This is a genomic window from Azospirillum doebereinerae, assembly GCF_003989665.1.
GTDB lineage: Bacteria > Pseudomonadota > Alphaproteobacteria > Azospirillales > Azospirillaceae > Azospirillum > Azospirillum doebereinerae.
The window spans coordinates 350,129-363,649 of sequence record NZ_RZIJ01000001.1; the positions used below are offsets into that span (position 1 = coordinate 350,129).

At 70.6% G+C, this 13,521-nt stretch carries 13 protein-coding genes; 6 read left to right on the forward strand and 7 right to left on the reverse strand.

Translation table 11 applies throughout. From position 1 onward, the window contains the following. The first annotated feature begins 58 nt into the window (after positions 1-58). On the forward strand, positions 59-1,444 hold the full coding sequence (locus EJ913_RS01545) for a hypothetical protein (protein WP_126994156.1): 1,386 nt from the start codon (positions 59-61) through the stop codon (positions 1,442-1,444). Between the two features lie 10 nt (positions 1,445-1,454). Then, the gene (locus EJ913_RS01550; protein WP_126994158.1) at positions 1,455-2,456 is read left to right on the forward strand and encodes a glycosyltransferase family 2 protein; all 1,002 of its coding nucleotides are present in this window, start codon (positions 1,455-1,457) and stop codon (positions 2,454-2,456) included. Between the two features lie 10 nt (positions 2,457-2,466). On the opposite strand, the gene EJ913_RS01555 is transcribed toward EJ913_RS01550, so the two are convergent. The 7 genes from EJ913_RS01555 to EJ913_RS31465 form a co-directional block, all read right to left on the reverse strand. Further along, complete coding sequence (locus EJ913_RS01555) at positions 2,467-2,991, reverse strand: MAPEG family protein (protein ID WP_126994160.1); 525 nt, start codon at positions 2,989-2,991, stop codon at positions 2,467-2,469. A gap of 20 nt (positions 2,992-3,011) precedes the next feature. Continuing rightward, positions 3,012-3,968, reverse strand: a complete 957-nt coding sequence (locus EJ913_RS01560) for an acetyl-CoA carboxylase carboxyltransferase subunit alpha (RefSeq protein ID WP_126994162.1) — start codon at positions 3,966-3,968, stop codon at positions 3,012-3,014. A 116-nt stretch (positions 3,969-4,084) separates the two neighbouring features. Further along, a complete protein-coding gene (locus EJ913_RS01565) occupies positions 4,085-4,999 on the reverse strand; it encodes a DMT family transporter (RefSeq protein ID WP_126994164.1) in 915 nt (304 codons plus the stop codon). A 122-nt stretch (positions 5,000-5,121) separates the two neighbouring features. Further along, entirely contained in the window at positions 5,122-6,738 is a 1,617-nt protein-coding gene (gene aceB, locus EJ913_RS01570) for a malate synthase A (RefSeq protein ID WP_126994166.1), read from the reverse strand. A 264-nt stretch (positions 6,739-7,002) separates the two neighbouring features. Continuing rightward, positions 7,003-7,998 (reverse strand): site-specific tyrosine recombinase XerD, encoded by a 996-nt coding sequence (locus EJ913_RS01575; RefSeq protein WP_126994168.1) that lies wholly within the window; start codon positions 7,996-7,998, stop codon positions 7,003-7,005. 4 nt (positions 7,999-8,002) lie between these two features. Continuing rightward, positions 8,003-9,967 carry an amino acid adenylation domain-containing protein gene (locus EJ913_RS01580; RefSeq protein WP_126994170.1) on the reverse strand — a complete coding sequence of 655 codons (1,965 nt, stop codon included), beginning with the start codon at positions 9,965-9,967 and terminating at the stop codon, positions 8,003-8,005. Further along, positions 9,948-10,088 (reverse strand): hypothetical protein, encoded by a 141-nt coding sequence (locus EJ913_RS31465; RefSeq protein WP_185909644.1) that lies wholly within the window; start codon positions 10,086-10,088, stop codon positions 9,948-9,950. Before EJ913_RS31465 ends, EJ913_RS01580 begins: the two co-directional genes overlap by 20 nt. A gap of 351 nt (positions 10,089-10,439) precedes the next feature. Between EJ913_RS31465 and EJ913_RS01585 the strand changes: the two genes are divergently transcribed. The 4 genes from EJ913_RS01585 (at position 10,440) to EJ913_RS01600 (ending at position 13,487) form a co-directional block, all read left to right on the forward strand. After that, positions 10,440-11,126, forward strand: a complete 687-nt coding sequence (locus EJ913_RS01585; RefSeq protein ID WP_185909669.1) for a shikimate kinase — start codon at positions 10,440-10,442, stop codon at positions 11,124-11,126. Then, positions 11,123-12,247 (forward strand): 3-dehydroquinate synthase, encoded by a 1,125-nt coding sequence (gene aroB / locus EJ913_RS01590; RefSeq protein WP_126994174.1) that lies wholly within the window; start codon positions 11,123-11,125, stop codon positions 12,245-12,247. Before EJ913_RS01585 ends, aroB begins: the two co-directional genes overlap by 4 nt. Before the next feature lie 125 nt (positions 12,248-12,372). Next, complete coding sequence (locus tag EJ913_RS01595; protein WP_126994176.1) at positions 12,373-12,864, forward strand: SRPBCC family protein; 492 nt, start codon at positions 12,373-12,375, stop codon at positions 12,862-12,864. Between the two features lie 164 nt (positions 12,865-13,028). After that, entirely contained in the window at positions 13,029-13,487 is a 459-nt protein-coding gene (locus tag EJ913_RS01600) for a CBS domain-containing protein (protein WP_126994178.1), read from the forward strand. Positions 13,488-13,521: the final 34 nt, after the last annotated feature.

Genomic DNA, 13,521 nt, shown 5'->3' on the forward strand with positions numbered 1-13,521 from the left:
TCATCCTATCCGGACCGTCCCGCCGTCCCCCCCTGCCCCGCCAAGGACCGAACCGGCCATGATCGAAATCGCGTTGATCGCGCAAACCCTCGTGCTGGTTCTGGTCGCCGTGGCCTTTCTCAGCACCGGCAGCGCGTCGATGTTCCACCCGCTGACGCTCTACCTGGTCTTCCACGCGCTGGTTTTCGTCCTGCGGCCGATCCTGGTCCACGAGGCGGGGTTCGATCAGGTCTGGCTGTTCATCGGCTTCTGGCCCGACGCCCAGCAGTTCGTCTTCACGCTGATGGTCAGCTCGGTGGCGCTGGTCGCCTTCGCGCTGGCCTGCGGCTGGGCCGGTAACGTCCGGCCCGACCTGTCGCGGGTGCCCGACTTCCGCTTCGACAAGGTGGACATCGCCGCCTTCGTCACCACGGCGGTGCTGCTGGCCCCGCTCGCGGTCTATTCGGCGATCCAGCGGCAGGCCGGCGCCAGCTTCACCGGCAGCGGCGACGTGCAGATGGAGCGCGACCCGATGACCGGCCAGCCCATCTACACCAACACCACCGGCTACATCGCCGAGGCGCATTCCATGGGCCTGCCGCTGACGCTGGGGGTGATCTGGGTCTGCCGCTTCCACCCGCTGTCCTTCATCCCCTTCGGCGCCTTCGTCGCCTACCGCGCCTATCTGGGCTGGGGGCGCTGGGCGATCATCATGGGCATCCTGGGACTGGTGCTGCTGGTGCTGTACCGGACGCGGACCCGGTGGTTCCGGCTGTGGTACGCCGCCGCCGCCCTGCCGGTGCTGGCGCTGTTCAACATCCTGGGCAACAACCGCGGGGCGCTGCGCGACATCCTGGCCGGCGACGCCGGCTGGTCCAGCCTGTTCCGCACCACCGCCGGCGACGGCAGCCGCGCCATCGACGCGCTGGCCAACCAGGATCTCGCCAACTTCGACTTCCTGTCCTTCATCCTCTGGGCGGTGCCGGGACAGTCGGGGACCTACACGTGGTTCACCCAATACCTGCAGCTCTTCACCGAGCCGATCCCCCGCGTGCTGTGGCCCGACAAGCCGGTCGGCGACCCGCTGAAATGGGTCTCGCTGCACGATTACGGGAATTTCGCCAACCTCACCACCTCGCTGCCCGGCGACGGCTGGATGAGCGGCGGGTGGATCGGAATGATCGTCACCATGGTGGTGGTCGGGCTGATCCTCGGGCGGCTGCACCGCTGGTTCTGGACGAGCGGCTTCACCAACCGCTACGCCGTGCTGTTCTATTGCGCCTTCCTGCCGCTGTCGCTGCAATGGTTCCGCGACGGCAACATCACCATCGTGAAGTTCGGCTTCTTCTCGCTGCTGCCGATCCTGCTGTGGATCGGGCTGACCCGCGCCTTGCGGGCCTGGGGCATTCTGGACGACGACCCGCTGCGGCCGGGCGCGCCGTCGAAGCTGGCCTCCGACGTTTGAGGACGCACCCATGACGCTCACCGTCAGCGCGGTCATCGCCAGCTACAACCGCGCGCCCGAGCTGCGCGTCGCGCTCACCCGGCTGATGGCGCAGACCACGCCGCCGGTGGAGATCCTGGTGGTGGACGACGGCTCCAGCGACGGCACCGACGCCATGATGCGGACGGAGTTCGCGCCCGCCCGCTGCCCGACGATCCGCTACGTCCGCCAGCCGCACAATGGCGGGCTGATCCTGGCGCGGAACTTCGGCTTCGTGAACACGACGGGGGATTGCGTGCTGTCGGTGGACGACGACAGCTGGTTCGTCGAGCCGGATGGGCTGGCCCGCTGCGTCGCGCATCTGGAGGCCCACCCGGAGGTCGCCGCCGTCGCCTGCAACATCGAGACGCGCGACGGGCTGGTCTATTTCCCCAAGGGGGCCGCGCCCTTCGACGCGCCCTGGTATGTCGGCTGCGGCCATCTGCTGCGGCGCAGCGCGGTGGCGGCGGTCGGGCTCTACATGCCGGAACTCTACCGCCAGGGCGAGGAGAAGGACCGCTGCCTGCGCCTGATCGGCGCCGGGCACCGGGTGGTCGCCCTGCCCGACGTCATGGTCTACCACGACAAGAGCGAGAAGGGCCGCAAGCCGGGGCTGGAGCGGTTCTACAACCACCGCAACGATCTGATCCGCGAGATCGCCCGCTGCCCGGCGAAGTTGCTGCCCCAGCGATTCGCGCGGAGCTGGATCGGCAACAGTTGGAAGAATTTGCGGCACGGGCCGCGCTGGACGGATTTGAAGGTGCTGGCGGCGCTGCCGTCGATCCTGCGCATCGGGCTGAAGCACCGCGCGCCGGTGAGCGAGGCGGCCTATCGGCGTTGGTTGGAGCTGTCGCGAACGGCGGCACCGGCAAGCGCGGCCCCCGCACAAGCCGTGCCCCCTCCCCATCCCTCCCCCGCTTCGCGGGAGAGGGGGCCGGATGCTCGCCTAAGTTCGGCGGCAGTCCCCTCTCCCGCGAAAGCGGGGGAGGGTTAGGGAGGGGGCGTCACGCCACCGCCCGGAGCACCGCCCAGCCCAGCACGACCAGATTGACCGACAGCGTCATCGCCATGCCGGGCGCGCGCAAAAAGGGATGGATCAGGTAGCCACCCCAGAACAGCAGCCGGCCGAGCACGAACAGCCCGGTCGCCACCACCGGCACGCCCAGATCGGGCAAGGGCAGCGACGCCACAAGGGCGGCCAGCGCCGGAACGAAGATCAGCGTCTGCTCGACGCTGTTGGCCAGCACCCGCTGGCTGACGCGCTGAACGCGCGATTCGGGGTCGTCGATGGGGTTGAACGCCTGGGTCGGCACGCGGGCCGCCATCACCCCGACGGCCATGGCGAACAGCACCAGCGCCGGCCACAGCGCCAGCCGCCCCCAGAAAGCCATGCGGGCGCCCGGATCGGCGATGCCCACCGGCGCCGCCGCCACCGAGACCAGAAATGCGAAGAGCAGCAGCGTCACCGCCGCCGCCCCCAGATTCACCACGGCCGCCCGCACCATCAGGGATGGATCGCGTCCGGCCATGGCGAAGACCTCCGGTTGGTTCAGCCCAGGCCCTTCTGGCCCATCTCCAGGAACTTCTCGCGGCGCTTGGCGCGAAGCGCCGCCCCGTCCAGCCCGTCGAGCTCGCCCAGCGACAGCTCGATGCAGTCGCCAAGCGCCTTGACCATGCCGGCCGGGTCACGGTGGGCGCCGCCGATCGGCTCACCGACAACGCGGTCAATGACGCCGAGTTCCTTCAGGTCCTGGCTGATGAGGCGCAGCGCGATGGCCGCCTCGCCCGCCATGTCGGAGCTGCGCCACAGGATCGACGCGCATCCTTCCGGCGAGATCACCGAATAGATGGCGTGCTCCAGCATCAGCACCTTGTCGGCGGTGGCGATGGCGATGGCGCCGCCCGAACCGCCCTCGCCGATGACCGAGGCGATCATCGGCACGTTCAGCCGCAGGCAGCGGGCGATGCTCGACGCGATGGCCTCGGCCTGCCCGCGCTCTTCCGCCTGGACGCCGGGGAAGGCGCCGGCGGTGTCGACCAGCGAGATCACCGGCAGGTTGAAGCGGTCGGCCAGATCCATCAGGCGCTGGGCCTTGCGGTAGCCCTCGGGCTTGGCCATGCCGAAATTGTGACGGACGCGCGACTCGGTGTCATGGCCCTTCTCCTGGCCGATGACCACCACCGAGCGGCCACGGAAGCGCCCGAGCCCGCCGATGATCGCGCGGTCCTCGGCGAAGAAGCGGTCGCCGGCCAGCGGCGTGAAGTCCTCGATCAGCCCCTGGACGTAGTCCAGGCAATGCGGGCGGTTCGGGTGGCGGGCCACCTGAACCTTCTGCGCGGGCGTGAGCTTGGCGTAGGTCTGCCGCAGGAGCTTGTCGACCTTGGCCTGCAGCTTGGCGACCTCGTCGGCGATGTTGATGTCGCCGGCGTTGGTCAGGTGCCGCAATTCCTCGATCTTGCCTTCAAGCTCGGCGATCGGCTTTTCGAATTCCAGAAAGGTCTGCATGCCGGACACGGTGTTTTCTCTAGATAGGCGCGGGCTTGGTTAGCACGCTCGGGGCGGACAAGCCACTGCTTAAAGAGCCGCCACCGCCAAGGGGGGATCGGCGCGGCGCGGTGACGCTACCCCGCCCTGCGGCGCCCGGCGCTGACCAGCAGCACGCCCGACACGATCACGGCGGCCCCGCCCCAGACCCAGGGCGAATAGGTTTCGCCGAAGGCCAGCGCGCCGCTCGCCAGCCCCACCGCCGTGGCGACGTAGCCGATCTGGCTGAGATAGACCGGCCCGGCCACCACCTGGAGCCGGAAATACAGCACATAGGTGAAGGCCGTCAGCAGGATCTGGAGCAGCGCCAACCCCGGCGCCAGGGCCAGCCCGGCGAGATCGCCGAACCCGCCCGAGACCAGCAGCGCCAACGCCACCCAGGCCGCCCCGCCGAACATGGTGCCGGTGGCGAGCGCCAGCGGATGGGCGCCGGGCGGCCACGCCCGCGTGCGGTAGACGTTGCCGGCGGCGACCGAGAGCGGGGCCAGGAAGGCGAAGAGCATCCAGCCGGCGAGATCCGGCGACGGCAGGCTGCCGCGCGGCCCGACGATCATCAGCGCGCCGAGCAGCCCGATCCCGATTCCCACCGTTCGCCGCCGGTCGGGCCGCTCGATGCGGATGGCCGTCGCCATCAGCAGGGTCAGGATCGGCGGTAGCGTGTAGACGACGGCCGTCAGCCCGGCCCCCAGCCGGGGCATGACCAGGAAGATGACGACGTTGGACAGCGCCATCGACAGGAAGCCCGATACCGCGTAGTAGCGCAAATACCGCCCGCCGAGCGGCAGCGGCGCGCCCTTCGCGCGGGTCAGCGCGGCGAGGATCGCCCCGGCCCCGACCATCATCGACAGCGCCCAGGGCAGCGGCGCCACCCCGGCGGACTGGGCCAGCTTGGTGATGGGAAACAGCGTGCCGATCAACCCGCCGGTGGCGAGCAGCAGGGCCAGCGGCTCCCATCGGCGGGATGGCGCGAGGACCGGGGACGACACGGACATGGGAACGCTCCGGCACGGCGGGACAGGTCGAGGAGGGAACAGACATCGACCGATCCGCGCCGGAACGCCAGCCCGGCGCCCCGCAACGCACCCGTGCGGCGCGCGCAAGGCCCCGGCACGGCTTAGGGCTTTGTTGGCGCTTCCTCCGCGATCAGGCGGTCGTAGGCCGGCAGGGTCAGGAACTCCACGAAATCGGAGTCCGCCACCAGATCGCGGAACAGCGCCGCCGCCTCGGCGTGGCGGCCGGCGGCGTGGCGCTCCGCCCCCAGCCGGGCCTCCCAGGCCGCCAGTTCCTCGGCGATCACGGAATCGACGAGGTCGAGCGTCACCGCGCGTCCGTCGTCCAGCGTCGCGCCATGGCGGAGCCACTGCCAGACCTGGGCGCGGCTGATCTCGGCGGTCGCCGCGTCCTCCATCAGGTTGAACAGCGGGACGCAGCCGAGGCCACGCAGCCACGCCTCGATGTAGCCGATGCCGACCGCGACGTTGTTGCGCAGCCCCGCCTCGGTCTTCGGCCCCGCCGGGACCGCCAGCAGGTCGGTGGCGGTCACAGTCACGTCGGACCGCTTGCGGGCGATCTGGTTGGGGGTGGGCATGTAGGTGTCGAACACCGCCTGCGCCACCGGGACCAGCCCCGGATGCGCCACCCAGGTGCCGTCATGGCCGTTCGACGCCTCGCGCTCCTTGTCGGCGCGGACGCTGGAGAAAGCGGTCTCGTTGGCGGCCGGATCGCCCTTCACCGGGATGAAGGCGGCCATGCCCCCGATGGCCGGCGCGTTGCGCCGGTGTCCGGTCTTCACCGCGAGCTGGCTGTAGGCGGACAGGAAGGGCGTCGCCATCGTCACCGCGCCCCGGTCGGGCAGGACGGCGGCGGGGTCGTTGCGGAACCGCTTGATGACGCTGAAGATGTAGTCCCAGCGCCCGCAGTTCAGCCCGGCCGAATAATCGCGCAGCTCGTAGAGGATCTCGTCCATCTCGAAGGCGGCGAGGATCGTCTCGATCAGCACCGTCGCCTTGATGCTGCCGTGCGGCAGGTGCAGGTATTCCTCGGCGACCGTGAAGACCTCGCGCCACAGCCGGGCCTCGAAATGGCTTTCCAGCTTGGGTAGGTAAAAATACGGGCCGCTGCCGCGCGCCAGCAGTTCCTTGGCGTTGTGGAAGACGAACAGGCCGAAATCGAACAGCGCGGCGGAGATCGGCTCGCCGTCCATCCGGACATGGCGCTCCTCCAGATGCCAGCCGCGCGGGCGCACCTTCAGCACGGCGGCGGTGTCGTTCAGGCGGTAGCGGTTGCCCGTCGCCGGATCGGTGTGGGCGATGGTTCGGCGGGCCGCGTCGCGCAGGTTGATCTGGCCCTCGATCAGGTTGGTCCAACTCGGGCAGTTGGCGTCCTCGAAATCCGCCATGAACACCTTCGCGCCGGAGTTCAGCGCGTTGATGACCATTTTACGGTCCACCGGCCCGGTGATCTCCACCCGGCGGTCGAGCAGGTCGACCGGCAGCGGCGCGATGGTCCAGTCGGCCTCGCGGATGGCGCGGGTTTCCGGCAGGAAATCAGGCTTCACGCCTTGGTCGAGGAGCGCTTGACGCTTGACGCGCACGTCCAGCAGCCGCAGCCGTTCCGCCCCGAAGCGTCCCTCCAGCTCGGCCACGAAGGCGAGCGCCTCGGGCGTCAGGATGGCGTCGAAGCCGGGGGCGAGCGGACCCGTGATCTCCAGGCCGGACGTGATGGTGGACATGCGGTGCTCCCCTTCCCCTATCGCGATGGACCGCTCTGCGGCGGTTGAGGAAGCGGTATAGCACGACCCGCGAACGATCCGGAGACGGCCGAACGTCGCAGTGCGGGAGGAGCGTTTGTTTATTTTGACACAGATAGACACAGATGAACAAAACAAGTGAAAACTCTTCCTAACGCTCTAAACCGCGCTCATATTTTCAATCTTAATTCATCTGTGTCTATCTGTGTTCATCTGTGTCAAAAATAAAAACCCTCATCACCCCCGTCACGACGATGGTTCCACTGTCTTCCGCCGTGCCAGCGGGTGGTGGTCATGCATGACCTTCTTCAGCCGCTCCGTTACCACATGCGTGTAGATCTGGGTCGTCGCGATGTCTGCATGCCCCAGCATCTTCTGGACGGAACGCAGGTCGGCGCCATGGTCCAGCAAATGCGTCGCGAAGGCGTGGCGCAGGACGTGGGGGCTGACCTTCTCGGGGTCGATGTTGGACTCCAGCGCCAGCGCCTTCAGAATCTGGGCGAAGCGCTGCCGCGTCAGATGGCCGTCCAGCGAACTGCGTGACGGGAACAGGAAGGGAGTCTGCGCCAGTTCGCGCCCCGGCACGACGAAATGGCCGCGCAAGGGCAGGTAGGCCGCCAGCGCCGCCACGGCCGGATCGGAGAGCGGGACCATGCGCTCCTTGCCGCCCTTGCCGCGCACGATCAGGCCGCGCCCGTCGCGCAGGATCGCCGTCATCGGCAGACCGACCAGTTCCGACACGCGCAGGCCGGTGGCGTAGAGCACCTCCAGCAGCGCCACCAGACGCAGGCCTTCCGGCCCGCCCCGCGCCTCGGCGGTGGCGATCATGGCGGAGACCTCGGCCTCGGTCAGGATCTTCGGCAGGGAACGCCCCTGCTTGGGGTTGTCGAGCGCCGAGGCCGGGTCGTCGGCCCGCCGCCCCTCCGACACCAGGAAGCGGTAGAACTGCCGCATCGCCGACAGGCGCCGCGCGATGGTGCGCGGGGCCGGGAACTCCTGCCCCACGCCCTGCCCTTGGAAAGCAAGGTAGGCGCGCAGATCCTCCGTCCCGGCGGTTTCCAGCGGCAGGCTGCGTTGGGCCAGCCAGCGGCCGAGGTCGGCGAGGTCGCGCTCGTAGGCGAGGCGCGTGTTCACCGCCGCGCCGCGCTCGGCCGTCAGCATGTCGAGAAAGGCGTCCACATGCGGCGAGGCCGCCAGGGAGCGCGGCTTGCACGGGCGTCCGCGACGCTTGGGTTCGCTCATGCCGTCATGGTCCCGTCGTCGCAACCGGCGTTGCCGGAACAAGCCCCGCCCCAGCCGGCCCGGTGGGACCGGCCAGCGCCGCCATGGCCTCGCGGGCCAGGGCGCGGCCGTCCGGACCCAGCCCGACCGCCCGCAGATTGGCCGCCACCCGCGCCGTCACCAGGGGCGACACGGCGGCAGGGCCGCCATCGCCCAGCAGAAGCAGGGCCGTCACCACGGTCTCGCCGATCCGGCCGCCGTTCGCCGCGTCGCCCAGGCGCTGCCACAGCGCCGGATCGGCCCCGTCCCCACCGGCCGGTGGACCGGCGCCGTCGGTCGCCGCCAGCCACGCCTCATCGGGCACTGTCACCCCCACCGCCTGGAGCAGCGCCAACTGTCCGGCGATCCGGGCGCGGGCGGGGGCATCGGCGCCGCGCAACGCCTCGTCCAGCCACGCGCGCAGGCCGAGCGAAGACGGGCCGCTGCCGGTCGCCACCGTGGCCAGCGGCCACAGCCACGCGACGTCGGCCATCCGCGCGCCGCGCAGGGCCAGATCCTGCCAGCGCTTCGCCGCGTCCAGCCGGCCGAGCGCGTGGTAGAGCCGCGCCGCCGCTGGGGCCAGCGCCGCCGCGTCGGCGGTGGGCGACACGCTGTCGAGCAATCCCGCCGCCGCGTTGCCGACCGGGCCGGCGCGCAAGCGCGGCTCGACCAGATCGACCGCCAGCGCGGCCAGAGCGACCCGGCGGGTTCCGTCCATCGCCGCCGCCATCGCCTGATGGACCAGCGCGCGGGTGCGGGCGGTGCGGTCGCGCTCCGCGATGTCCTTGACCCGCAGGAGTTCGTCGCCGCGCGCCGGGACCACGCCGTAGAGGTCGAGCAGTTGCCGGGTGTCGAGGAACAGCGCCGCCGCCGCCCGCTCGCCCGCCGCGACGCGGGTGGCCGGGTCGGTCGAGGAATTGGTCGCGACCGCCGCCAGGACCGCCGGATCGGTCAGGGCCAGCCGGTCCGGCGGCACGCCGACACGGGCGGTGCGCAGGGCGGCCAGCGTCAGCGGCGCGCTGTCCCTGATGTTCCGCGCCGGCGGCGGGGCGCCGCCGATCAGCGCCTCGGCGACGGGAAGGAAGGGGTCGGTGTGGGGGGCCTTCTCGCGCAGCAGGGCGAGCGTCAGCTCGGCGCCCGCCCGGTCGCCGGTCCGCACCCGGCAGAACAGTTCCAGCTTGCGCCAGTAGAGGTCGTCGAAGCCCCGGCCGCGCTCCTGCGCCTTGCCGCAGTCGATGGAGCCGGCCAACAGCTCCGAGTCGGTCAGGGCGCGGGCGGCGGCCTCGTCGGCGGCCAGCACGCCGGGAAGACGGGCGGCGAGGTCGGCCGCGCCGCGCGGGTCGCCCAGCCGCGCCAGCTTTTCGATCCGCAGCGCGCCGAAACGGCGGGCGGGGGGCGGCTCGTCGGCTTGGACGGCCGGCGATCCGGCGCTGAGCAGAAGGCGGCGGGCCAACGCCTTGGCGGCGGGCGACGGGGCGTTGACGGGAAGCGCCGCGATCAGCGGCAGCAGCTCCGCCCGGCCGATGCCGCGCCACGGGTCGCCGCCAAGCCCCTGCACGCCGTCCAGCAGGCCGGCGCCGTCCGGGTCGGGGGGGCCGAGCGCCTCGCCCCGGATGACGGCGGGCGGCGGAACGGTCGGGACCACCGCCATCGACGGCGGCGCCACGGCGGGCGGGTTGGCGGCAACTGGGGCGGCGGCCTCCGGAACGACCGTCGGCGGCTCCACGGACGGCGCGGCGGCAGGCGCGGGGGACGGCACCGGGAGGGATGGCGTCGCGACCGCCGGGGGCGCCATGGCGGGCGAGCCCGCGCCGGGCGGGAACAGGCGGATCGGCGCGCCGACGCCCTGCGCCCCGGCGGGAAGGGTCCAGCCGAGGGCAGCCAGCGTCAAGGCGAGCGCGACCGCCCGCCCGGCAGCATGGGACGGTGGCTCAGCGCGGGAAGCGCTCATCCGGCAGGACCTTTTCCACCGCCTTCGACGGGGCCGGCATGTCCCAGGACGCAAGGAACGCCATGCCGCCACCGATGATCAGAAGCAGCAGGACGACGAGAACGGAAACAAACCGGCTCATGGCACCAAGGACGTGTTGTGTACGGGAAAGGGCGAGGCGTGCGGGCTATCACGGCCTGCGACCGCGCGGGTTGGGACAAGGAAAGGCTTTTCTGCTAAAGCATCGGCCGTTTGTCCGGTCACCGCCGGCCGTGGGGCCGCCATTGGCTGGCGCGCAGTGTAGACGCAGGACGCGCCGCCGCGCAACACGTGGCCCAAGCAACTGTGTAGCTTGGGCAACTGTGCGGTCCGGGCGACTGTTCTGCGGGCGTCGCATGTGCCTGTGCTTGTGTCCGGGTGGTTGGGTTGGGTATGACGGTTCGGCGACGGGACTCGGGATGATGGGTGGGGTGAGATGGGACTGCGCAAGGCGATGACCGCCCAGCTTCCGGACCAAGCGGAGATCGCGTCGCCGATGCTGCCCCGCACCGTGGTGCTGGTCGGGCTGATGGGTGCCGGCAAGAGCGCCATCGGGCGCCGGCTGGCGACGCGCCTCAACCTGCCCTTCCGCGACGCCGACACCGAGATCGAGGCGGCCGCCGGCTGCACCATCGCCGAGATCTTCGCCCGCGACGGCGAGCCGGTGTTCCGCGCGGTGGAGCGCAAGATCATCGCCCGCCTGCTGACCGAGGAGCCGCCGCACATCCTGGCCACCGGCGGCGGCGCCTTCATGGACGCCGAGACCCGCGCCACCATCCACGACCACGGCCTCTCGGTGTGGCTGCGGGCGGAGCTGGACGTGCTGATCGCCCGCACCGCGCGTCGCACCCACCGGCCGCTGCTGAACCAGGGCGACCCGCGCGACGTGCTGGGCCGGCTGATGGCTCTGCGCTACCCCATCTACGCCGAGGCCGACCTGACCGTGGTCAGCGACGAACGTCCCCCCGACACCACCGTGGAGTTGGTCATCGACGCGCTGGAGGCGCATTTCGGCCTGCGCCTGCCGCACCGCACGCCGCACCACCACGCCCCCCAGAAGGCCGTTCCCGCCAAGACCATTCCGACCAAGACCGCCTCCCAGAAGACCACCCCTTCGAAAAACGCCGAGAAGAGCCGATGACCGCCACCCTCGACACCGTCCGCCTCGACCTCGGACCGCGGAGCTACGACATCCTGGTCGGCGACGGCGTGCTCTCCGACGCGGGCGAGCGCATCGCAGCGGTCACGCGGGGCCGCGCGCCCATCGTGGTGACGGACGCCAACGTCGGCCCGCTGCACCTCGATTCGCTGAACGCCGCGATGGTGGAGGCCGGCATCGCCCCCTCCCCCGCCATCACCCTGCCGGCCGGCGAGAAGACCAAGGACTTCGGCCACTTCCAATCCCTGATGAACGAGATCCTTGGGCGCGGGATCGAGCGGTCCACCGTGCTGCTGGCGCTGGGCGGCGGGGTGATCGGCGACATCACCGGCTTCGCCGCCGCCTCGGCGCTGCGCGGCATCGACTTCATCCAGGTGCCGACGACGCTGCTGAGCCAAGTGGACAGCTCGGTCGGCGGCAAGACCGGCATCAACAGCCCGCACGGCAAGAACCTGATCGGCGCCTTCCACCAGCCGCGCCTCGTCATCGCCGACACCGCCACGCTCGACACCCTGCCCCGGCGCGAGGTGCTGGCGGGCTACGCCGAGGTCGCCAAATACGGGCTGATCCGCCTGCCGGACTTCTTCGCCTGGCTGGAGGAGAACGGCCGCCGCGTGGTGGACGGCGACAGCGCCGCCCGCCGCCACGCCGTCACCGTCAGCTGCCGCGCCAAGGCCGACATCGTCGGCGTGGACGAGCGCGAGAGCGGCGACCGCGCCCTGCTGAACCTCGGCCACACCTTCGGCCACGCGCTGGAGGCGGCGACCGGCTTCGGCCAGACCCTGCTGCACGGCGAGGGCGTCGCCATCGGCATGGTCATGGCCTTCGACCTGTCGGTGAGGCTCGGCCTGTGCCCGGCCGAGGACGCCCGGCGCGCCCGCGCCCATCTGGCCGGGGTGGGGCTGCCGGTCCGCGCCGCCGACGTGGCCGGCGTGACCTGGGACGTGGACGGGCTGGTGCGCTCCATGGCCAAGGACAAGAAGGTGCAGGACGGCCGCATCACCTTCATCCTGGCCAACGGCATCGGCAAGGCCTTCACCCGACGCGACGTGGACGCCGCTTCGGTGCGCGCCGTGCTGGAGGAGTCCGTCAGCCCCGCCTGAGGGGTACGGGGCGACGCCGATCATCCGCCTATCGTATCATTGCGGCGCCTCCCCTTCCCTTTCCATACTCCGCCGACGATCGCCGGGACTCCGGCGGTATCAACGATCGGGGGAGGAACACGGCGATGAAGACGCTTTCGGCCACGGCGGTATTGACCCTGGCAGGGCTGACGCTGGCGGCGCAGCCGGCCTTGGCGCTGGATGTGCGGGAGTCGGCGCGGATCGCCGCCCCCATCGAGCGGGTGTGGGAGCAGGTCGGCGCCTTCTGCGCGCTGGGCGCTTGGCACCCGGCGGTGGAGGGCTGCACCCTGCGCCAGAACGGCAAGGCCACCGAACGCGAACTGGCCCTGAAGGGCGGCGGGTCCATCGAGGAGCGCTTGCAGGCCAGCTCCCCCGCCAAGCACTGGCTCCGCTACGGGCTGGTCGCCGGGCCGCTGCCGGTCAAGGACTACGTCTCCACCATCCGGCTGACCGCCGTCGACGCCAACACCACCCGCATCGTCTGGTCGTCCCACTTCACCGCCAAGGGCGCCTCCGACGCGCAGGCGCGCAAGACCATCGCCGGAATCTACACCAGCGGCTTCGATGGCCTGCGCAAGAGCCTGACCGGCCAATAGGGCCGCACGCCCCCGTTCAGCGAGACTGCGGTATCATAGGTAATAGCATCAATTCGGTATATTGACTGTCAATTCCATCAACTGTCAGGATTGCCTCTCCGTGATGCCGCCTCGCGGCGCGGTGCAGTTTGTCCACAAAGCCTACCACCGAGGGAGACGGACACATGCCGACCCGGAAACTGATGCCGGATGTGATCAAGAAGCAGGAGCTGTCCTGCCTGCCGGCGACCGCCACCGTGCGGGACGCCGCCCTGCTGATGGCGGAACGGCGAATCGCCGCCGTGCTGGTCACCGAGGGCCGGACGCTGAAAGGCATCGTCACCGAGCGTGACATCACCGTCCGCGTGGTCTCGGCCGGGCTGGACCCGCAGACGACGCCCCTGTCGGCTGTGATGACCGCCGATCCCGACACGCTGGAACCTTCGGCGGCGGCGCTGGCCGCGATGGAGTTGATGGAACGGCACCATTACCGCCACCTGCCCGTCACGGTGGACGGCGAGGTGGTCGGCATGGTGTCGATCCGCGATCTGTTCGCGGTGGTCCGCGCCCATCTGGAGGACGAGATCCGCGACCGCGAGGCTTTCATCTTCGGTTCGGGCTACTCCGCCGAAGCGGCGGTTTAGCGGGGCTCGCGAACAGTCCATTGACGCATCGGTA